We start from the raw sequence: 21,632 nt of genomic DNA on the forward strand, positions 1-21,632 counted from the left end.
CCCCGGGGACGACCCCAGGGAATATCGATTGTGGCGGGACGACCCGCCTCCCTGAGAGTTCGCTTATGTTTGATACCTTACTGATTGCTAACCGCGGCGCGATCGCCTGCCGCATTCTGCGCACGCTGCGTACTATGCAGGTAAAAGGCGTGGCCGTTTACGCCGAGGCCGATCTGAGCAGCTTACACGTGCGTGAAGCGGACAGGGCGATCAGCCTTGGCGACGGACCCGCAACGGACACCTATCTGGTGAGCGAAAAAATCATCGCTGCCGCCCGGCAAAGCGGGGCAACGGCCATCCATCCCGGCTACGGCTTTCTGTCAGAGAATGCGGCCTTTGCGGAAGCGTGCGAGGCGGCGGGGCTGGTTTTTGTCGGCCCCACGCCGTCGCAGCTGCGAACCTTCGGCCTGAAACATACCGCCCGTGCGCTGGCGAAAGCCCAGGGAGTGCCGCTGCTGGAAGGCAGCGAACTGCTGGCGGACATCGACGAGGCCTGTCGCGCAGCAGAAGAGGTCGGCTATCCGGTCATGCTGAAAAGTACCGCGGGCGGCGGCGGCATCGGGATGCGCGTCTGTCGTGATGCCCGGGCGCTGGCCGAGGCGTTTGAAACGGTGCGCCGTCTGGGCCAGAACAACTTCAGCGACGCCGGGGTATTCCTGGAAAAATATATTGAGCGCGCCCGCCATCTGGAAGTGCAGATCTTCGGTGACGGCGCGGGGGAGGTGATCGCGCTGGGGGTGCGTGACTGCTCAGTGCAGCGGCGGAACCAGAAAGTCATCGAAGAGACCCCGGCGCCGAACCTGCCAGCCGGTATGGCGGAGGCGCTCTGCCAGGCCGCCATCGCGCTGGGCAAAGCAGTGAACTACCGCAGCGCCGGGACCGTCGAGTTTGTCTATGACAGTGCCGCGCAGCAGTTCTATTTTCTGGAGGTCAACACCCGGCTGCAGGTTGAACATGGCGTCACAGAGCAGGTGTGGGGCGTGGATCTGGTGCAGTGGATGATTGCGCTGGCCGCAGGCGATCTCCCTCCGCTCCGCACGCTGGCCGCCACGCTGACGCCGCAGGGCCATGCGGTGCAGGCGCGCCTCTATGCGGAAGATCCGGGGCGGCAGTTCCAGCCGTCGCCGGGGCTGCTGACCGACGTTTTCTTCCCGGAGAGCGGGGATAAGACGCTGCGTATCGACCGCTGGGTGGAAGCGGGGTGTGAGGTGCCGCCCTTCTTCGACCCGATGCTGGCAAAAGCGATCGCCTGGCGGCCCTCCCGCGTAGAGGCTATTGCCACCCTGACAGAGGCACTGGCGGAAATCCGTCTCTATGGCGTCGAAACCAACCGCCGCTATCTGCAGCAGATCCTGGCTTTTGAACCCTTTACCTCCGGCGAGCCCTGGACGCGCTGCCTGGAGCAGCTCCGCTATCAGGCGGCGACCTTTGAGGTCATCAGTGCGGGCACGCAGACCAGCGTTCAGGACTATCCGGGCCGTCTGGGTTACTGGGCGGTCGGTGTGCCGCCGTCAGGCCCGATGGACGATCGCGCCCTGCGGGCGGGCAACCGCCTGCTGGGCAATGGTGAAGGGGATGCGGCGCTGGAAATCACCCTTAACGGGCCTGCCCTGAAATTTAACACAGCGGTCGAGGCGGTAATCTGCGGTGCGCCGCTCAGCGTCACGCTGGACGGGATCGCACAGCCGATGGACACCGTTTTCACCATCCCGGCCGGGGCGACCCTGAAGCTGGGCGCGATCACCGGCGCGGGCGTGCGAAGCTACCTCTGCCTGAGCGGCGGTATTCAGGTGCCGGACTATCTGGGCAGCAAAAGTACCTTCACGCTCGGTCAGTTTGGCGGGCACGCCGGACGGGCGCTGCGCAGTGGTGATGTACTGCATCTGGCCCCCCGCGCCACGCGCGCGACCGGGGCAGAACTGCCTCCTGCGCTGCGCACCCGTCCTGGCGCACTGCGGACGCTGCGCGTGATCTATGGCCCGCACGGTGCGCCAGAGTTCTTTGCGCCAGACTATATCGAGACCTTCTTCGCCACGGAATGGGAGGTTCACTTCAACTCCAGCCGCACCGGTGTACGTCTGATTGGCCCCAAACCGATCTGGACCCGCGACAGCGGCGGAGAGGCCGGGCTGCACCCCTCAAACATTCATGACAACCCCTACGCTATCGGCGCGGTCGATTTCACCGGTGACATGCCGGTGATCCTGGGCCCGGACGGGCCGAGCCTCGGCGGGTTCGTCTGTCCGGTGACGGTCATTGAGGCGGACCTGTGGCAGATGGGCCAGCTCAAAGCGGGCGATAAAGTGCAGTTTGTGGCGGTGGAGATTCCCGTCGCCCGTCAGCTGGCCGTTGCCCGTCACCGCGAACTGACCACGCTGCAGCCGCAGGAGATCCACTGGCAGCCTGCGCCGCTGACGTCACCGGTGGTGATGAGCTGTGGCGAAGCGGACAAACGTCTGGTCGCCCGTCTTTCCGGTGACACCCATCTGTTGCTGGAGGCAGGTGAGCCGGAGCTGGATCTGGTGCTGCGTTTCCGAATTCATGCGCTGATGCAGGCGCTGGAGGCGCAATCCCGTGACGGCATTATCGATATCACACCCGGCATCCGCTCGCTGCAGATCCACTTCCGGCCGGAGACCCTGGCACCAGAAAGGCTGCTGACCTGGGTGCGCGGAGAGTGGGAGACGGTCTGTCTGAGTGATGATCTTCAGGTTCCCTCGCGCGTCGTGCATCTGCCGCTCTCCTGGGATGATCCAGCCTGTCAGCAGGCGGTGGAGAAATATATGACTACCGTGCGCCGGGACGCGCCCTGGTGCCCGGATAATCTGGAATTTATCCGTCGTATCAACGATCTGCCGGATAAACAGGCGGTCTGGAACACCGTTTTTGATGCCAGCTATCTGGTAATGGGGCTGGGTGATGTCTATCTGGGCGCGCCCGTTGCCACGCCGCTGGACCCCCGTCATCGGCTGGTTACCACCAAATATAATCCGGCCAGGACCTGGACGGCGGAGAACTCGGTGGGCATCGGCGGCGCCTATCTGTGCGTGTATGGCATGGAGGGGCCGGGTGGCTATCAGTTTGTGGGACGGACGCTGCAGATGTGGAACCGCTATCATCAGGTCGCTGACTTCGATAGCAAACCCTGGCTGCTGCGCTTTTTCGACCAGATTCGGTTTTATCCGGTTTCGGCCAGTGAGCTGCTGCAGATCCGCCGCGATTTTCCGCTCGGCCGCTATCCGCTGCGTATCGAACACTGCACGCTGCGGCTGGCGGAATATCAGGCTTTCCTCGCCCGTGAAGCAGAGAGTATTGATGCCTTCCGCCAGCATCAGCAGAGCGCGTTTAACGCGGAGCGCGACCGCTGGATTGCCAGCGGACAGGCCCATTTCGACAGTCAGGAAGCGGTCGCTGAAGAAGGCGGTGAGATGCCGTTGCAGCCGGGCGAGCAGGGGATCGAAAGCCCGATCTCCGGCAACCTCTGGCAGGTGCAGGCAACGGCAGGCAGCCGGGTGCGTGCGGGTGACACCCTGGTGGTGCTGGAATCGATGAAGATGGAGATCCCGCTCATTGCGCCGTGTAACGGCATCGTTCAGCAGGTGAGCGTTCAGCCGGGCGGCGCGGTGCGGGCAGGGCAAAGGGTGGCCGTGATCGTTGAGGATAACGCGTAACGTAGCGTGACAGGGTCACGCTCTAATCCTGCGCCCGTCAATCAATCAGGGCGGGCGCAGATTGTCACGATACCCCTTCTCCGGCCAGGCCGACAAGCCAGTCGATCATCGCCGCACTGCCTGGCAACTCCCGCGTGCGTGGCGGCCAGGCGAGGTAATAGGGCTTACTTAACGGCAGGCTGAGTGCGTCTGCCACCACAAGTTCGCCGCGCGCCAGCTGCGGCGCGGTCAGGCGGCGCTGTCCGAGCAGCAGCCCGGCCCCTGCGACGGCGGCGTCAATCGCCAGCGAGGTGAGGTTAAAGCTGTACCCCGGCTGGGGCAGCGGCTCGTCCATGCCTCTGGCCTGAAACCAGCTGCGCCAGTCCGGCAGAAAACGCCCCTCCTGTCCCCAGTCCAGATGGATCAGCGGCGCACGGCTGAAGATCTCTGTCGCCGTAAAGCGTTGCAGCAGCGCAGGGCTGGCGACCGGCAGCACCTCATCATGGAACAGCCACTGTTTTTCAAGCTGCGGATAGCGGTCTTCGCCAAAACAGAGGACAAAATCCGCAGGCATCGCCTGAAAATCGACCTGCGCGTGCGTGCCGTGCAGCGCCAGATCGACATCCGGACACCGTTCGCGCCAGCTCGCCAGCCGGGGCATAATCCAGTCTGACGCCAGCGACGGCAGGGCATAGATTGTCAGTTTCGGCGCACGAACCGCATCGCGAATATTCTGCTGGCCAAGATGCAGAATATCAAAGGCTTCGGTGACGTAGCGCAGATACTCTTTTCCGGTCTCGGTCAGCACCACACCACTCTGTGTGCGCAGAAACAGAGCACTGCCAAGTTGCTCCTCCAGCTGCCGGATCTGCTGGCTGACCGCCGCCGGGGTCAGGGCCAGCTGGGCAGCCGCTTTTGCCAGGCTGCCCAGTTCGGCCGCGACTTTGAAGGCGTGTATCACGCTGATTTTTGGCAACCTGGGGATTCTGGCTGGCATTAACGCTTCCTTATGAGGGCATTAAGTTTTTATCGTTACATAGCTTCGCGGATGAGAGATAGAGTAACACTACACCTGCTGCTGATGAGAAATGATGCTATGAGTGATGCCCTGGTTCGTCTCGATATCCATCCGCTGGCCGATAATGGCTGGCGTCAACGCTGTCGTGAAGCGTTAAACCACTCTGGCGCACTGGTTCTGCGTCAGTTTTTACAGCCTCAGGCGCTGGCGGCGATTATCGAAGAGGGCAACGCTCAGCGTCATCTGGCTTATCACACCCGCAGCAGACATAACGTGTATCTGATGAAGCCGGATGCGGCGTTCAGCGACGCACATCCGCGAAACCGGGAGGTGGTCAGCACCAAAGGCTGCATCACCGATGATGTGATTGCGGCCAGCTCACCGCTGCGCCAGCTCTACAATGATGCGCTGTTCAAACGCTTCCTGTGCGACGTGCTGGGTGAGGAAACGCTCTATCCCTACGCCGATCCGCTCTCGTCAATTAATCTGCACTATGCCTCTGACGGCCAGGAGCTGGGCTGGCACTTTGACAACTCCTCGTTCGCTATCACCTTACTGGTACAGAAGCCGCTGGCAGGCGGGGTGTTTCAGTATGTCAACGATCTGCGCGACGCCGATGCGGGCGGGATGAACTTCTCAGGTGTCGAGGCGGTGCTGGATGCGCGGCAGCCGGTGAATTCGCTGGCGATCGATGCCGGCGATCTGGTGCTGTTTCGGGGCCGTAACGCCCTGCATCGCGTCACACCGACAGAGGGCGAGGTGACGCGAATGCTGGCCGTGCTGGCTTACAACACACAGCCCGGTATCGCGCTGTCGGAAACCGCACGGATGACCTTCTACGGCAGACTCTGAGCCCGCCGCACGTTCGCCGGGCTGATGCGCCGCTGACCGCGGTCAGCGCGCACGTGTTACTCCCGTGGCGGCGCGCCGGGGATTGCGCGCCGGAGGAAATCGACAAAGGCCCGGACCCTGGCGGAGAGATGCCGGTTCTGCGGGTAGAGTATTGAGAACTGCCGCGAGCGCCCGCTATAGTTCTGCAGGACTTCGGTCAGGGCGTTTCTGTAGAGGGCAGATTCGGCGATGAAGTGATAAAACTGGAACAGCCCGCCTCCCGCCACCGCCCAGCTGACCGCGCCCAGAACATCGTCAGAGACGCTGTAGGGACTTCTGACGTTAATATCGACAGGCTGCCCGTTTTCATCGCGGAATTCCCACGGCATCGGTTTGCCCGAGCTGGGCAGAATAAACCTGATGCAGTCATGCTGATCCAGATCGTCGAGCGTGACGGGTTGGCCCCGGCGACGCAGATAATCCGGCGAGGCAAAAATCCCCAGCGTCGCGTCCTCCAGTTTGTGCGCAATCAGGCTGGAATCCTTTGGTGTCCCCAGACGGATAGCGAGATCGAACCCTTCGTCCACGAAATCGATGACCCGGTTGGCAATACTGATATCGAGTTCGATCTGCGGATGCTCTGCCTGAAAGCGCGGGAGCAGGGGAAGGAGACGATGATGCGCGTAAGGCGTGCCGACGCTGACCCGCAGTCGCCCGCTGGGGATCTTCTGCGTGCCGGTAATGACCCGTTCGGCTTCTGCAATCTGTTCCAGCGCCTGCTGACACTGCCTGTAGTAGATCTCACCTTCATTTGTCAGCCTGATGTTTCTTGTCGTTCTGGCAAAAAGCCGCACGCCTAACCGGGCTTCGAGACGGCTGATCGATCGACTGACCGACGCGGGCGTCAGGCCCAGCAGCTCTGCGGCAGCGGTAAAACTGTGCAGCTCGGCCGCTCTGCAGAAGAGTTCGATACTGCCCAGCTGAACGGGATCGAAGCTTCTCATTTGTTCACCTGTGTAACAAGTCAATTGCCTGAAGGGCACTTTATCATCTTTAACCGATTCAATAGAGTGACTTCAACGGTGACCCTTACCGGATCACCCCACATCGCAGACCCGGAATGAAAGGATAAAATGCAAAAGATTTTCAAAACGCTGGCGCTTATGCTACTGGTGACCAGTGCAACCGCCTTTGCGGCCAGCAAGGGCGAAGTACTGGTTTTGCTCTCAGGTAAAACAGAATTACCGCTGCAGAATAATAAGACGTTCCCCTCCGGCTATTATCTGAATGAATTTGGCGTGCCTGCCGATGCGCTGATCCGGGCAGGCTATCATTTAACGGTCGTCACCCCGGAGGGCACTCAGCCGCGTGCCGACAAGCGTTCACGCGATGCGCTGTACTTTGGCGGCGATGTAAACGAGATGCACCGGATTGAGGGCGTGGTCAGTGCGCTGACGCAGGCCGCTCAGGTGAAATCGCTGAAAACGGTTCTGGCTGCCGGACTGGATAACTATGACGCGCTCTTTATTCCCGGCGGTCATGCGCCGCTGATTGACCTGTCGAATAATCCGGAGGTCGGCAGACTGCTTCGTGATTTCCATCGGAAAGGGAAGCCGACCGCAGCCATCTGTCACGGCCCGATCACTCTCCTTGCCGCTCAGGATGATCCGCAGGGCTATGAGCGGGGGTTAGTGGCAGACAGAGACGTCAGCGCAGATCACTGGATCTACCGCGGCTATAAGATGACCATCTTTGCCGACGAGGAAGAGAAAATCTTCGAGGCATCTTTAAAAGGCGAAAAGCTTCGCTATTACCCGGCCAGAGCGATGAGGCAGGCGGGCGGAAACATGAACTTTGCTGCCGCCTGGCAGCCGCATGTGGTGGTGGATCGTGAACTGATCACCGGGCAGAACCCGTTCTCAGACCATCTGCTCGCCTCAGCATTGCTGAAGGCGCTTGCAGCACGATAAAGGGGTTTTCGGTTGTCTCCGCACGGTAACCGGGATGGGCTATAAACAGTATCAGAGACCGCCGGCTGCAACGCGAAGAGGCGTTGCAGCCGGAATGGTCAGCAGGGCGGCTCCGTCCTCTGTCACCGGGGGCCTGGCCGCCTGCTTACCAAAACCTCTCTCTTTCTCGGAACAGAATCAAAGGAAACATAAATGTATAAGACAGACGCGTGGACCTGGCATCGCAATCCATCGCCCCTTCAGCTGAGCAAAGAAGAAAAATCATTATCACCGGGCGACGATGACGTGTTAGTCGAAAATCGTGCCGTCGGCCTTAATCCCGTCGACTGGAAACTGATGGAAGGGCTGTCTCCTGCCTGGCAGGCGGGCCAGATCCCGGGTGTCGATGGGATGGGGATTATTGTCGCGACCGGTAAGAATGTTGCGCATCTCCGTAAGGGCAGCCGGGTGATGTACCATACCGATCTTCGCCATCACGGCAGTTTTGCACGCCATACCCTGGTTAAGGCGAATGCCGTCATTGCCGTGCCGGATAACATCAGCGATGCCACCGCCGCCTCGCTTCCCTGTCCAGGGCTGACTGCCTGGCAGGCCATTAAAAAACTGCCCGATATTGCCGGGCAGACCGTACTGGTAAACGGTGCAGGAGGCTATGTGGGGAATCTGATTACGCAGCTTCTGATTAACCACGCCGCCCATGTTTATGTCACCGCCAGCGAGCGTCATCATAAAAAACTCTCTGCACGGGGCGTGATTCAGGCTTTTGACTACAAAGCGTCAGGCTGGAAAGAGGATTTCCGTCGTATGCTGGGCGAAAAAGCAGTGCACGCGGTGTTTGATACGGTAAACCAGCAGAGCGCGATCTCCCTCGCCGGATTACTGGGTTACTATGGTCATCTCGTCTGTGTTCAGGACAGAATCGAAACCGCGCCGCTGCCGGCGTTCACCACCAGTATTTCGTTACATGAGATCGCACTCGCATCCATTCATGCCTACGGAACAGCGCAGGATTTGAGTCAGCTCCGTCTGGCCGGTGAAACGCTGCTGAAGCAGGTCGGCAATGGTGAGTTACAGCTCGCAGCGCCAGAAACGGTGACCTTTGATGACATTCCGGCGGCGCTGGAGAAACTCAAGCGCAACAACGATGGCACCAAATATGTGGCGCTGATTGCACCGCAGTAAGGGGCTGACGCGCGTGTAGTTCAGTTAACGTTCCGCGCCCGTCATGGCGGCGGGCGCGGAAAAGTCATGGATTCATAACGGAGGGTGTCACTGAGAGCCTCGACTATGAATGCGCACAATCTATCTTATGTTAAATTAAAGCGCCCGATCTCTGTTACGTTTGCCACTCCACTCCCTTCCGGATTTAAAGCTGCACAAATGCTGCCTTTCAATCACCGGACAACACAACGTCTGGCCAGCCTGAGCAGACACTTCAACAATTCAGCCCGGTGAAAAAAGTCAGGCAAACCTGCCAGATCTCTTAGCCAGAAAAAAGCGCCTCGCCTGACCCGCTCAGGATTCCGCACCAGGCGCTCTGAAAAGCCGCCAACTAAGCATTCAGCTGATGGATAACGGTCGAAAACTCATTGACGCCGCTGTTAATCTCCTGGAAGCTCCGGCCCAGCTCGGTAATTTTGTCATTTTCGCGGGTGATGATGCTCTTTATCTCATCGAGCTGATGGTACATGTCGCTGATAAGCCGGTTATTCTCTTCGATTACCGCAGTGATTTTCTGGGTGGATGACGACGTGGACGCGGCCAGCCGCCTGACTTCGCCAGCCACAACTGCAAATCCTCTGCCCGCTTCGCCTGCCCGTGCTGCCTCAATCGCCGCATTCAGCGCCAGGATATTGGTCTGTGACGTTATGCTGCTGATTGTCGAGATTATCTCGCTGATGTTCGCCGCCGATTCGTAGAGCTTTTTACTCACCGTAACAGCCGCTTCTACCTTGTCTGAAACCAGCATCGAGTTTTTAACGGTTTCCGTTAACACGTCTTTGGCGTTGTGTGAAATCTGCGAGGTCTCTTCAGAGGTCGTCACCGCAATATCGGCGATTCTGCGCGAATTTTCGACTCTGACCGTAATGTCAGAGGCGATTTTAATCACCTTATCAATCGTGCCATACGCGTTAAGCACCGGCGTGTAATTCGCTTCCAGCCAGACACGTTCCCCTGCGGCGTTTTTCCTTTCGAATCGCCCGCTGAAAGAGTGACCGCTGCGGATTTTCGCCCAGAAATCGGGGTTCTTCGTATAGAAATCATTAAAACAGAACATCCGGTGATGCTTGCCGACGATATCACTGCGCTGATAGCCCATTAACTTCAGAAAGTTATCATTGGCATCTAACACTTCACCGTCGGTCGTAAACTCAATTAACGCCATTGAGGCGTTAATGGCGCTGATGATCGCCTCTTTGCTTTTAAGTGCTTTGTGTTCTTCCGTAATGTCACTGGCGATTTTTATCACCCGCACCACTTCGTTATGTTTATTTTTTACCGGGAAATAGGAACCGCCAATATAAAAAACGGATTTATCTTTCCGGCAGCGTTCAAAAACGCCGTTTATTGCGTTGCCCTGAGACAATGACTGCCAGAAGCTGGCGTATTCTGCCGTCTGCGTATAGGCGCTCTGACAGAGTGCGCGATGATGCAACCCCGTCACTTCACTCAGCGTGTAGCCTGTCATCGCGAGGAAAATATCATTCGCCTTAATAATCTTCCCCTGAGGAGAAAATTCAACCCATCCCATTGCGCCTTTAATAGCGCTGACATCATCAACCATTCCGGTGGCGTCTGATTTTATCGCTCTCTGGATGACTTCATTCACATTGAACATACAAACCTCAGAGGATGACTGTAATGTATCTTCATTTTTCGTTGACGTATTGCCGCATCAGATCAATGCCGGCTACATGCAAGAAAATCCTTTGTACGCCTTAAGCGTCACCGATATCGCCACGCAGACCGGAAAAACACCCAGGCCTGGGCCTGCACATGGAAGCACACCTTCTAAGCATTATCGGAAGTGACCGGCAAGACTTTAACGGATATTAACTGTTAAGGGCGACTGCTGATTCGGGGTAACAGAAAGGGTGTTACGGATCTTCATCTCGCAGTTAATGGAAACCGGAGCAGGATCGGGCAGGGATTGCGTTGCCGGTCAGGGAGGGCAGCAAGCGGAAACAGCCCTGGCGAGGACCAGGGCGTCAGGGCTGAGCAAAGAGAATGTGTTTACTGTGAGTTAAAAATCAGACTACTTTGTAAAATTCCAGCGTCACGCCGGACGCGGTTCTTTCTGCGGCGCAGATAAACACCGATGTCGTGAGCCATGACAACTCAGGCACATCGGTTTCAAATACCGGGACGCTTCTGAAATAGATCTGTGAAGGCGGCAGTTCATCAAAAAAGCGCATGTCATCCCCGAACAGCTTCTCTTTAAATGCGTCAGGTACGCGACGAATGCCATTATTCTCGACGTAAACTGTACCCTGGCCGACCTGTAAGGCATAGCGGGCCGAGAGGCGGCAAATCCCATCAGGATCAATGAACTGGCTGTCGACACCCCCCGGCATGACCTGCCCGTTGAGCGCGCCGGAGACGGTGCCGGAGCGTATCGGGATAAGCTGGCGCTTCCCCTTTAAAGGGCTGCTGGAGATCACAACGGGTTTATCGACGTGAATATCAATTCTGAAGCTGTATTCGAGTGCGGGTAACATAGTTCCTCCTGTTATCCCGCCAGTATAGAGAGACCCGCAGAGCGCGGTATAGCTAATGATGCGCCTCACGCGTTAATTCACTCTTTAGCCAGAATGAAAAATCCCGGTACAAGAGGACCGGGATGAGTGCGTGGTTTACTCTTTTGCTATTGGCGTTTCACTTTCCTCAATCTTTGTCTCGCCCTGAATGGTGCTGATACGTTTTTCCACCTCACTGACCTGCTCACGGCTGTGCAGCAGGGTATATGTCAGATCAAACTGCGTGCTGGCGCCCGGCTGCAGCTGCTTCACGCGTTTCTGCTCGCGTTCCACGGTCACCGGATAAGCATAACTGGTGCCCGGCTCGATGCCGGTCACATATCCCTGCTTCAGGGTGTCGGTGTTTTTCCACAGCGTCAGCACGGGCAGCTGGCGGGTATCAAACTGAATCGAAGCGCCACTGTTTCCCGCCTTGTTAACAACCGCAGCCACACTCTGATGATTGCTGTCAGAGAGAGGCTTGATGTTGAACACCATCTCATCGAAATCTCTGGTCGGCCCTTTATAGGTCTGCCACTCTTTCAGCCCGGCCTTCGCGTAGTCATTGAACGGGCTGATGCCGGACATCGGCGCGATGAAGCGGGCGCCCTCTTCCAGGATAGGCTGACCAAAGTTGCTGTGATAGATGATCTGATAATCGTGCGGATAGTCGGCATGATTCGTTAACACGTCATGCAGGCTGAAACTGTCGCTGCCCGGTACGTAGCGCAGTTCGGTCATGGTCTGAAGATCGGTTTTCTTGAAGGTGCTCTCTTTGATCAGGCCACGAATGCGAATCTCGTGCGGGGCTGCATCGGCGACCTCCACTTCCAGCTGAGAAACCGGCGTGTTGCCCGCTTTACCGTGCAGGGTGTAAATACGCCCCTCATTAGTAACCGGATGGCCGGTCCACTCATAGCCGCAGCGCACCATCATTTCGTTAAAGCCGTCCAGCCAGCCCAGACCGTTACGGCTCTCAAGATTGATATAGGCGGGATTGACCACCTCTTTGACCGGCGAATCCCAGCCCATGCGGGAACCAAAGCCTTCAACACGTAACAGGTTCATGCCGCGCGTCGGACTCAGCGTAATGGTCAGCCCATCCTGACTATGGATGGTCAGAATTTTACTGCCCTCCTGCTTGCCGCCGTGCAGCACCTTTTGCTCAATGCTGAACGGCTTACCCTGCGCTTTCAGCTCGCTGCTGGTGATCTTCCAGTTCCCCTGCTCGGTGCCCTGTTCAGCACTGGTCAGCACCCAGGTTTTTGCAGCCGCTGAGCCGGAAACCAGAACCGCCAGCATCGTTAACGTCAGTTTTATCTTCATCCTTTGCTCCATTAGCTGAATCGTTTTTTCATTCTGTAAGCGAAACTTACTGGCTGATGCCTTTCAGAAACGTGACCATGCTCACCTGATACTAAATTTGTATTTTTAAGCGGCATTAATGCGGACGGAATCACATAAATTCCGCATAAACAGGAATAACAACGGCGCATTATGAGACGCGGAAGGTCAATAGCTTTACTCGATTCAGCGTTGATAACCCGACGGAAGATTAACCGGACGCTCACCTCCTGATAAAAATCCGTAAAAAATTTTAAAACCAGCGCAACTTTTTCCATTTCTAAGCGAACCTGTTAACAGAGGCAGCAGACAACTCCGTCTGTTCGTCAATGGAGAGAGTAATGCCAATGAAAAAGACCCTGAAAACCCTGGCCGTCGCGACGCTGCTGGCACTGAGTGTTCCGGCCACCTCCGCTTTTGCGGCATTAGAAGCCGGTCAGAAAGCGCCTGACTTTAAACTCGATGCCGCGCTGGCCGGTAAATCAACCACCTTCTCTCTGCAGCAGGCCCTGCAGAAAGGTCCGGTGGTGCTCTACTTCTTCCCCGCAGCCTTCAGCGCAGGCTGTACGCTCGAAGCGCATGATTTTGCTGAAGCGACGGACGAATTCAAAAAGCTGGGCGCGACAGTGATTGGTGTGACCGCAGGCAATACCGATCAGATTGCGAAGTTCTCGCAGCTGGAGTGCCGTGACAAATTCACCGTGGCCGCCGATCCGGGTGCGAAAGTCGCGACCGAATATAAAAGCACGATGGAGATGAAAGGTCAGAAAGTCTCAGACCGCACCTCTTACGTGATTGCCCCGGACGGCAAAATCCTGATGAGCTTCACCGATAAGAATCCGGATACGCACATCCAGAAAGCGATGGATGCCGTTAAACAGTACCGTCAGGCCAATCCGGCTTAACTTCATCATCTGAGCAGGTAAATCATGCTGACTGCGATTGCAGCCGCCTTCCTCGGCGGCATTATTCTGAACCTTATGCCCTGCGTGTTTCCGGTAATCTCGCTGAAAGCACTGAGCCTGATCCGCCATCATGACGCGCCCGGTCATGCCCGCGCAGAGGGCGTGGCGTTTCTGCTGGGTGTGGTGGTGACGATGGTGGCCCTGACCGCCGTGCTGCTGCTCGCCAGGGCGGGAGGCGCATCGGTCGGCTGGGGATTTCAGCTGCAATCGCCGCTGGTTATCGCCGCGCTGATTCTGGTGATGCTGGGGTCGGCGCTGAACCTGCTCGGACTGTTTGAAGTGGGGCTGTCGATACAGCGCGTGGGCGGCATGGGCAGCGACCAGGGCGGACTGGTCGGCTCCGCCCTGACCGGCGCACTGGCGATTATCGTCGCCACGCCCTGCAGCGCCCCTTTTATGGCCAGCGCGGTCGGCTATGCACTTACCCAGCCTCCCCTAATCAGTCTGGTAATCTTTATCGCGCTGGCGCTGGGTTTTGCAGCGCCCTTCACCCTGATTTCGTTCTTCCCGCTGCTGGCGCGCATCCTGCCTAAACCCGGTGCGTGGATGAACACGCTGAAGCAGGGGCTGGCGTTTCCGATGCTGGGTGCGGTGGGCTGGCTGATCTGGGTGCTGGAGCGTCAGGCCGGATCGGCGGCGCTGGCCGCGATCCTGATCTGCTGCTTGCTTCTGAGTTTCGCCGCCTGGCTGTATGGCATGGCGCAGAAACGCCGTATGATGGGTCAGCGTCATGTGATGTTGCATGTTGCCACCGCGTTTTTTGTGGCGCTGGTGATCGTGCCGCTGATGAACCTGAACCGCTTTGCGAGCGCACCGGCCGAAACGGAGACCGCTTCTGAGGCCGCCGCCGCCGTTGCCTGGTCGCCGCAGAACGTCGATGCAATCAAAGGTCAGGGCAAGCCCATTCTGGTGAACTTTACCGCGTCCTGGTGTATTACCTGCCAGGTTAACGATCGGACATCGCTGTCGACCCAGGCGGTGAAAGCCGCGATGGCGCGCACCAGTACGATTTACATGGTTGCCGATTCCACCAAATATAATCCCGATGTCGAGCAGGCGCTCAGCGACTTTGGCCGTGGCGGGTTGCCGCTCTATGTGGTCTATCCGGCTGATGGCGGTAAACCGGTGGTGCTGCCGCAGGTGCTGACGCCGGGCATTGTGATTTCCGCGCTGGATCAGGCGACAGAAAAAGGAAAGAAAACCTGAAACTTATGACGACAGGACTGGCTGACGCGTTGCCGGGGCAGCGCGACAGGAGAGTGACCTGCTGGTGACCGATGTCAGAGCGTGACCAACGCGCGCAGTGGCCAGCCCTGATGGCCCGCGCGCAGGCGGGCGACCGGGCTGCCTACAACCAGGTACTGAAAGCGATGGTTCCGGCCATCCGGGCAATGGTGCGCAAAAAAATCCATGATGAGGCGCTGACAGAGGATGTCATTCAGGAGACGCTGCTGGCCATTCATCGTGTGCGCCACACTTACGATCCTGAACGCCCGATCCTTCCCTGGGTTGCCGCCATCGCCTCGGCCCGGACGATCGATATGCTGCGCCAGCAGGGCCGTCGTCAGGAAATTCAGGATGAGGAGGCGCTGCACGCTGAGCCCGCCCAGCCTGCGGACGCCGCCGACGACACGGATCGTCTCTCCGGCTATCTGGAGACCCTGCCGCAGCGTCAGCGGACCATTGTCGAATCGGTTCATCTGCGTGAGCAGAGTCTGGCGCAGGCCGCCGTCGAAACCGACCAGTCGCTCTCTGCGGTAAAATCCCTGTTGCATCGCGCAATGGTTAATCTTCGTAAATTCGGACGGACGCAGCATGAGAAATCATGACCAGTTAATTAACCAGCTCAGTGCTTCCGCACAGCCGGTCCGCCGCGTCTGGCCGACCGCCTGGCGCGTCGCGGGCTGGATCGCGCTCGCCCTGCCCTGTGGCGCGCTGACCAGCTGGGCATTTCATACCCGGCTCACTGACTGGTCTCAGCCTGGCGCCCTCGTCGCGCTGGCGGCCCTGCTGCTGTCGCTCGTTATCGCGGGCAGCACGCTGGCCGCCGCCTTCACGCTGAGTATTGCCGGCAGAAAACCGGTCAGCCTGCGCTGGCCGCTGCTGATGATCGGCATCTGGCTGGCGCTGAACCTGATCAACCTGACTTCAGAAACCCCGCCTGCGGGTGCGGCCCGGTTGGGTGAAGGGATCCACTGCTATCTGTTTATGCTGTCGGCCAGCCTGCCCATGATGCTGATGTCGGTGTTTACCCTGCAGCGTACCCGCTCACTCTATCCTGCGCGCAGCCTGGCGCTGAGCGGCTGCGGTAGCGCGTTTACCGCATCGATGCTGCTGTCGCTCTGCCATGATACGCACCTGCATCTTATCGATTTCTCCATGCATCTGGCGGCAGGCATAACGATTGTGGTGCTGACGGTCGTCGCAGGTCGTCGCTGGATCCGGCTGGGCGACTGACCGCAGAGAGAGGCTGTTCACGCTGAAAAGAGAGTGTCGTGATTCACATTACGGCATCAGGCCGTGGATCCTGCTGTTTGCCCTTTGCTTTATGCCTGAGAGAATCCGACACCGGGCCAGTCTCTGGTCCGGACTGAATGGCGGTAGCTTTCACATTACAGGAGATAACGATGGACAATGAGATGACAGGACAATGCCACTGTCGCGCGGTGGCCTTCCGGGTGACGCTGAAGGATGGATTTAATACGGTGCGCCGCTGCAACTGCTCATTTTGCCGGATGCGTGGCGCGGTGGTGGTGTTTGCGACCAGCGTGGCGCTGATTCGGGGCGAAGCGCAGCTTACTGAGTACCGTTTCAACAGTAAGGCGGTGGGCCACTACTTCTGCGCCGCCTGCGGTATTTACACCTTTCATCAGAGCCGCTCGCAGCCCGAACAGTTCGGGGTCAACGTCGCCTGTCTGGAAGGGATATCACCCTTTGATTTCACCGATGTGCCGGTCTCCGATGGCATCAATCATCCCAGGGATGGCGGTGCGGGCGGTGTAGCCGGTCATCTGGTCTACACCCCCACGCAATCCTGACACTAAACAGGCAGATCTATTCCCGGCTGCTTTTGCCGCTGAAACGGGTTATCGGTTTCTGCTCGTCGCGGTCGATCTGTTGTGAGAACACCTTCAGCGCCGCGATGACCGGGCGCAGTCCGCGCCAGAGATCTTCATCATTCAGCAATCGTATAATGCCGCGAATGCCCGGCGCGGCTTTTTCCTGCCGGGCTTCATCGCGCACCGGTTTGACCGCCATCGCCGCATCGCGAACGGCGAGCAGCAGATGATTGAAGCGTTCCGGCGGAACACTGCCCAGCGTCATCATCAGCAGCGAAAGGTTCTGAAGAGCATTCTGGGTGCCAGGCTGATTAAGCCCGGAAACCAGAATCTTTCCCACCTCACTGTTGGACTTCACCAGGTCGTTTGCCAGCCGCAGGAAACCGTGCTGGTGGAGATTTTCGATCAACTCATCCATCGCTTCACGGGCGGTTGGCTCGGTACGTGCAGGCGTGACCTGATATTTCATCCGTTCTGCCATCAGAATTTCTCCGGTTTTTCGACGTGTTCTGGCGGTTCGCGGTAGCCAGCCTGCTGCCATTTCTGCTCAATCGGCAGATGCGGCAAAGGCGTCCGGCTGCCGTTGCGGAAGTTGTGCAGCGGCAGAGGATCAGGTTGTGGCCGGCGATCGATGCGCTTCATATTTACCGCAAGCTCTTTATAGGCTGGCGTATTAACGTCGGGATCGTGATGTTCACCGGTCAGTGCATTAACGCCATCTTTACCATGATGAATCGGCATAAAGAGCACGTTGCCAGCCACACGATGGGTAATGACAACCGGTACATCCACCGACCCCCGTCGCGAACTGATACGCACCCACTCGCCCTCATTCAGCGCACGCGAGGCAGCCAGCTCTGGTGAGATCTCAACGAAGGCATTAGGCGACAGCGACATGATACGGCCGCCCTGCCCGGTCTGATTCATCGACTGAAAATGTTCCAGCATCCGCCCATTGTTCAGCAGCAGATTATAGTCGGCATCCTCCTGTTCAGCGGGCGGCTGCCAGCTCAGCGGGTAGAGTCGCGCTTTGCCATCGGGGAAGTTGAACCGTTCCGTGTAGAGTCGCGGCGTGCTCTCACCTGCGGCGCTGACCGGCCAGAGCTGGGACTGCCAGCCGACCAGTTGCTCATAACTGACCCCGGCAAAAATGTCGGCAATCGCTGCCGCTTCCGCCATAATCGCGCCCGGATTGGGATAGTTCCACGGGTGTCCCAGCCGCGCCGCGAGTTCGGTAAAGATCTGCCAGTCGGGCCGGCAGTCTCCCAGCGGCTTCATCGCCGGAGAAAAGTGCTGGATCCGCCGTTCCGTGTTCACGAAGGTGCCCTCTTTTTCCACGCTGGGCGCCCCGGGTAACACCACATCGGCAAATTCGGCCGTGCGCGACATAAAGATGTCCTGTACAACCATAAAATCCAGCCTGCTGAAGGCGTCATGGACGGACGCCGAATCAGCATCCGCAAAAGCCGTTTCTTCGCCTGTGATATACATGGCGCGAATTTTCCCTTCGCCCGCCTCTTTCACCATTTTGAAGTTGTCAGCCCCCACCTTGTCAGAAAGGGCCTCCGGAGAGACGCCCCACGCGCGGGCCCACTTTTCCCGGACCGCTGCATCAGTAACCTTCTCATAGCCGGGATAGAGATTACTCAGGCAGCCAAAGTCACTGGCACCCTGGACGTTATTGTGGCCGCGCATCGGATAGCCGCCGGTGCCGGGACGGCCATAGTTGCCGGTGACCAGCAACAGATTCGACAGCGCCGTGCTGGTGTCAGCGCCGTGGCTGTGCTGGGTAATGCCCATCGCCCAGAGTATGCAGACACTCCCCGCCTGACCAATCATCTCTGCCGCCTCAGTCAGTGCAGACTCGCTGAGTCCACAAATTTTACTGGCCCATGCCAGAGTGAAAGAAGCGAGCGAGGCGCGATAGGCTTCGACGTTATTGACCCGCTGCGCCAGGAAAGCCTCATCCGCGTAGCCGTGATCGAACATATATTTCGCCATCGCGGAGGCCCATACCAGGTCCGTGCCCGGTCGAATGCGCAGATAGCAGTCAGCGCGCTCCGCCATCTCATGACAGCGGGGATCGACGACCAGCAGTTTCTGTCCGTGATGTTTATGACTTTGCTTAATATGTGACGCGATCACCGGATGATTTTCGGCCAGATTGCTGCCAACCAGCACGATCAGTCCCGCCTGTTGCAGATCCTTGATCGTTCCGGCGTCACCTCCGTAGCCGACGGTGCGAAACAGCCCTTCTGTGGCCGGGTTCTGACAATAACGCGAAGAGTTATCGACGTTATTGGTGCCAAAGATTAAGCGGGCGATTTTCTGCGTCAGATAGGCCTCTTCATTGCTGGCTTTGCTGGAGCCAATAAAGCCAATCGCATCGCCCCCATGCTGCTGCGCAACGTCGCGCAATCCGTCAGCCACCCGCTGCAATGCTTCATCCCAGCTGGCTGGCCGGAAACGGCCATTCTCGCGGATTAAAGGGGTCGTCAGACGCTCCGGGCTGTTAACAAAATCCCAGCCAAATTTACCTTTCACGCAGGTAGAGATGCCATTAGCGGGTGCTTCAGCGACCGGCTGTATTTTGAGGATGTGTCGGTCACGGGTCCAGATTTCGAAGCTGCAGCCGGTGCCACAGTAGGTGCATACTGTTTTCGTGCGTTTGATTTCAGACTGGCGCAGCGCCACATCAATCTTCGAAATGCCGGTAATCGGCTCCATGCCGATGCTGTTTTCCAGCGATTTCACAAAATCGATAAGGGGACGCTTAAGTCCCTCGTCCATCGCGGTAAAGGGGCCGGCATCGGGTTGCATGGTTTTTTCCAGCAACGCATTGCAGGGGCAGACCGTCACGCAGTGGCCGCAGCTGACGCAGCTCGAACCAGCGATTTCCGTTCCGCCATCCCAGAGCACGCGAGGATGAGCCTGGGTGTAGTCGATCGACAGGGTTTCGTTGACTTCAACGTTCTGACACGCCTCAACGCAGCGCCCGCATAAGATGCACTGGTCGGGATCGTAGGTATAGAACGGATTGGAGTGGTCTTTGTTGTACGGTTTGGGCTGATGAGGGTAATACTGAATCGGGATATGCATATCCGCCACCGCATTGTGCAGCGTACATTCACCGGTATTATGTTCGCAGACGGTGCAGTAAAGCTCATGGCGGTTAAGCAGTCGGTCCATTCCCTCCTGCTGGGCTGCCTTAAGCGCAGCGCCTTCACTCTGAACCGTCAGGCCCTCTTCGGTACGCAGTGTACAGCCGCGGACGCGCTCACCATCGGCATCCACCCAACAGACATCGCAGCTTTGCAGCGGCGGCAACGCCGGGTGATAACAGACGTGAGGGAGTTTTTTCCCGTGCGCATCCAGAAAATCAATCAGTGGTTGATCCGCCAGCCCCTTCAGCCGTTCACCATTAAATGTAATGGTGCAGTAGTTTTCACTCATATACGCCTCATGACGATATCGCCTGTACCTTGCGGCTTGAAAAGGTCCCTTTATTTAAGGGGTTACTTCACAAGCTTAGTGAGGATTAACAACTCCGCCATCAATGCCGCTACGTTTAGCACGCTTAATAACTGATTCATCAGACTTTTTTAAATGTAATGACTTCTTACCAGCCGGAGCACACGGCGGGGGCTATTCGGAGAGGCGGTTTGGGTTGTTTTTCTGTTAAGCCTTTACCGGCGTCGGGGGTCAGGCAGGGGTAATCCTTACCTTTAAAAGGATGTTGTAACTATCAGGAGTAATAACACGCGCGCTTTGAAATCTGCCGTAACGGGGGTGACCCAGTGCAACGCTGACATGCCCCTGTCATGGTGAATTACAAATAGCGGATTACTATTGATGATGCACAGGTCTTTTTCGTCTCTATGAAACATGGCCAACAGGCTCATGCCGGGGGACGCTGCACATATTATCAGCGGTTTGACATTCAGGTTCCGGAGCAGAGGTCAGCAGCCGGACCGCGCGCAGACACCCGCCTCCGCTTTCAACGGTAAGTTGCAGGTGAACGGGGTGAATCTCAATCCCGGAATCGTCATCAGGTGCTGCCTGCAGGTAACAGCGCCACATTCATCACGTCATACAGAGGGCAATTTTATGAGTACCTTTAAAACGACAGACAGCACACAAATCTACTTTAAAGACTGGGGAACCGGTAAGCCTGTGTTGTTCAGCCACGGCTGGCCACTGGATGCCGATATGTGGGACAGCCAGATGAACTTCCTGGCCGGCAAGGGTTATCGGGTAATTGCATTTGACCGGCGCGGTTTCGGTCGTTCCGATCAGCCCTGGAACGGCAATAACTACGATACCTTTGCCTCTGACATCAATGACCTGATCACCCATCTTGATCTGCAGGATGTGACACTGGTCGGCTTCTCGATGGGCGGCGGCGATGTCACACGCTACATCGGCAACTATGGCAGCGATCGCGTCGCGGCGCTGGTGCTGCTGGGTGCCGTCACGCCTCTCTTTGGTAAAACGGCTGACTACCCGCAGGGGGTGGATATGTCGGTGTTTGAGGAAATTCGTGCTGGCCTGCTGAAGGATCGCGCGCAGTTCATCAAAGAGTTCGCCACCCCCTTCTATGGCACCAACGCCGGACAGACCGTGTCTGATGGGGTGATGACGCAGACACTGAACATCGCGCTGCTGGCCTCGCTGAAGAGCACCGTCGACTGCGTGACTGCCTTTGCAGAAACCGATTTCCGTGCTGACGTCGCCAAAGTAAATGTGCCAACGCTGGTGATCCACGGCAGCAACGATCAGGTCGTGCCGTTTGAATCGACGGGTAAGGTTGCCGCAGAGATGATCGAAGGAGCTGAACTCAAAGTCTATGACAATGCGCCGCATGGGTTCATAGTCACACATCAGGAGCAGCTGAATCAGGATCTGCTGGCGTTTCTGAACGCGCAGTGAGGCAGAAAACTGCGCGGTGAAAGCCGCGCAGTGCTGTGTTAAGGCTGAGCAGAGGTCAGCTGCGATGATAAAGAAAGATACACCCACCTTTCACGGCATACTGATCTGAGCATGTCACCGCCCTTCTTC

At 57.7% G+C, this 21,632-nt stretch carries 18 protein-coding genes; 10 read left to right on the forward strand and 8 right to left on the reverse strand.

Annotation, left to right across the window (positions count from 1 at the left end; genetic code table 11):
- Positions 1–65: 65 nt before the first annotated feature.
- Positions 66–3,671 (forward strand): urea carboxylase, encoded by a 3,606-nt coding sequence (uca, locus tag ACNY69_RS13385; RefSeq protein WP_418798697.1) that lies wholly within the window; start codon positions 66–68, stop codon positions 3,669–3,671.
- A gap of 64 nt (positions 3,672–3,735) precedes the next feature.
- On the opposite strand, the gene ACNY69_RS13390 is transcribed toward uca, so the two are convergent.
- Positions 3,736–4,647, reverse strand: coding sequence for a LysR substrate-binding domain-containing protein (locus tag ACNY69_RS13390; protein WP_418798699.1), 912 nt, complete (start codon positions 4,645–4,647; stop codon positions 3,736–3,738).
- Between the two features lie 99 nt (positions 4,648–4,746).
- Between ACNY69_RS13390 and ACNY69_RS13395 the strand changes: the two genes are divergently transcribed.
- Positions 4,747–5,520: a HalD/BesD family halogenase gene (locus ACNY69_RS13395; RefSeq protein WP_418798702.1), complete on the forward strand. Its 774-nt coding sequence runs from the start codon at positions 4,747–4,749 to the stop codon at positions 5,518–5,520.
- Positions 5,521–5,576: 56 nt separating this feature from the next.
- Here ACNY69_RS13395 and ACNY69_RS13400 read toward each other — a convergent pair whose 3' ends face one another.
- Entirely contained in the window at positions 5,577–6,503 is a 927-nt protein-coding gene (locus tag ACNY69_RS13400) for a LysR family transcriptional regulator (RefSeq protein WP_418798705.1), read from the reverse strand.
- Between the two features lie 129 nt (positions 6,504–6,632).
- Here ACNY69_RS13400 and ACNY69_RS13405 point away from each other — a divergent pair, with 129 nt between their 5' ends.
- The gene (locus ACNY69_RS13405; protein ID WP_293772384.1) at positions 6,633–7,469 is read left to right on the forward strand and encodes a type 1 glutamine amidotransferase domain-containing protein; all 837 of its coding nucleotides are present in this window, start codon (positions 6,633–6,635) and stop codon (positions 7,467–7,469) included.
- Positions 7,470–7,661: 192 nt separating this feature from the next.
- A complete protein-coding gene (locus ACNY69_RS13410; protein ID WP_293772386.1) occupies positions 7,662–8,651 on the forward strand; it encodes a zinc-binding dehydrogenase in 990 nt (329 codons plus the stop codon).
- 370 nt (positions 8,652–9,021) lie between these two features.
- Here ACNY69_RS13410 and ACNY69_RS13415 read toward each other — a convergent pair whose 3' ends face one another.
- The 4 genes from ACNY69_RS13415 to ACNY69_RS13430 form a co-directional block, all read right to left on the reverse strand.
- Positions 9,022–10,308: a methyl-accepting chemotaxis protein gene (locus ACNY69_RS13415; protein WP_111138431.1), complete on the reverse strand. Its 1,287-nt coding sequence runs from the start codon at positions 10,306–10,308 to the stop codon at positions 9,022–9,024.
- Between the two features lie 412 nt (positions 10,309–10,720).
- On the reverse strand, positions 10,721–11,188 hold the full coding sequence (locus ACNY69_RS13420; RefSeq protein WP_418798708.1) for a DUF3237 family protein: 468 nt from the start codon (positions 11,186–11,188) through the stop codon (positions 10,721–10,723).
- Positions 11,189–11,323: 135 nt separating this feature from the next.
- A complete protein-coding gene (locus ACNY69_RS13425; protein ID WP_111138433.1) occupies positions 11,324–12,532 on the reverse strand; it encodes an aldose 1-epimerase family protein in 1,209 nt (402 codons plus the stop codon).
- Positions 12,533–12,543: 11 nt separating this feature from the next.
- Positions 12,544–12,828 carry a hypothetical protein gene (locus tag ACNY69_RS13430; protein ID WP_418798710.1) on the reverse strand — a complete coding sequence of 95 codons (285 nt, stop codon included), beginning with the start codon at positions 12,826–12,828 and terminating at the stop codon, positions 12,544–12,546.
- A 63-nt stretch (positions 12,829–12,891) separates the two neighbouring features.
- Between ACNY69_RS13430 and ACNY69_RS13435 the strand changes: the two genes are divergently transcribed.
- The 5 genes from ACNY69_RS13435 (at position 12,892) to ACNY69_RS13455 (ending at position 16,553) form a co-directional block, all read left to right on the forward strand.
- On the forward strand, positions 12,892–13,455 hold the full coding sequence (locus ACNY69_RS13435) for a peroxiredoxin (RefSeq protein WP_111138435.1): 564 nt from the start codon (positions 12,892–12,894) through the stop codon (positions 13,453–13,455).
- A 24-nt stretch (positions 13,456–13,479) separates the two neighbouring features.
- Positions 13,480–14,721: a protein-disulfide reductase DsbD family protein gene (locus ACNY69_RS13440; protein ID WP_293772394.1), complete on the forward strand. Its 1,242-nt coding sequence runs from the start codon at positions 13,480–13,482 to the stop codon at positions 14,719–14,721.
- 71 nt (positions 14,722–14,792) lie between these two features.
- Positions 14,793–15,344 carry a sigma-70 family RNA polymerase sigma factor gene (locus ACNY69_RS13445; RefSeq protein ID WP_418798713.1) on the forward strand — a complete coding sequence of 184 codons (552 nt, stop codon included), beginning with the start codon at positions 14,793–14,795 and terminating at the stop codon, positions 15,342–15,344.
- Entirely contained in the window at positions 15,331–15,972 is a 642-nt protein-coding gene (locus ACNY69_RS13450; protein ID WP_418798715.1) for a DUF1109 domain-containing protein, read from the forward strand. The genes ACNY69_RS13445 and ACNY69_RS13450 overlap by 14 nt, the downstream gene beginning before the upstream one ends.
- A gap of 170 nt (positions 15,973–16,142) precedes the next feature.
- Positions 16,143–16,553: a GFA family protein gene (locus ACNY69_RS13455; RefSeq protein ID WP_111138439.1), complete on the forward strand. Its 411-nt coding sequence runs from the start codon at positions 16,143–16,145 to the stop codon at positions 16,551–16,553.
- Positions 16,554–16,569: 16 nt separating this feature from the next.
- On the opposite strand, the gene ACNY69_RS13460 is transcribed toward ACNY69_RS13455, so the two are convergent.
- Together ACNY69_RS13460 and fdhF are read right to left on the reverse strand one after the other, a co-directional pair.
- Positions 16,570–17,055, reverse strand: a complete 486-nt coding sequence (locus tag ACNY69_RS13460; RefSeq protein ID WP_111138440.1) for a helical membrane plugin domain-containing protein — start codon at positions 17,053–17,055, stop codon at positions 16,570–16,572.
- Complete coding sequence (gene fdhF, locus ACNY69_RS13465; protein WP_418798717.1) at positions 17,055–20,027, reverse strand: formate dehydrogenase subunit alpha; 2,973 nt, start codon at positions 20,025–20,027, stop codon at positions 17,055–17,057. Before fdhF ends, ACNY69_RS13460 begins: the two co-directional genes overlap by 1 nt.
- A gap of 654 nt (positions 20,028–20,681) precedes the next feature.
- Here fdhF and ACNY69_RS13470 point away from each other — a divergent pair.
- On the forward strand, positions 20,682–21,503 hold the full coding sequence (locus tag ACNY69_RS13470) for an alpha/beta fold hydrolase (protein WP_418798720.1): 822 nt from the start codon (positions 20,682–20,684) through the stop codon (positions 21,501–21,503).
- Positions 21,504–21,632: the final 129 nt, after the last annotated feature.

This window comes from Pantoea graminicola (assembly GCF_048452665.1).
Classification (GTDB): domain Bacteria; phylum Pseudomonadota; class Gammaproteobacteria; order Enterobacterales; family Enterobacteriaceae; genus Pantoea.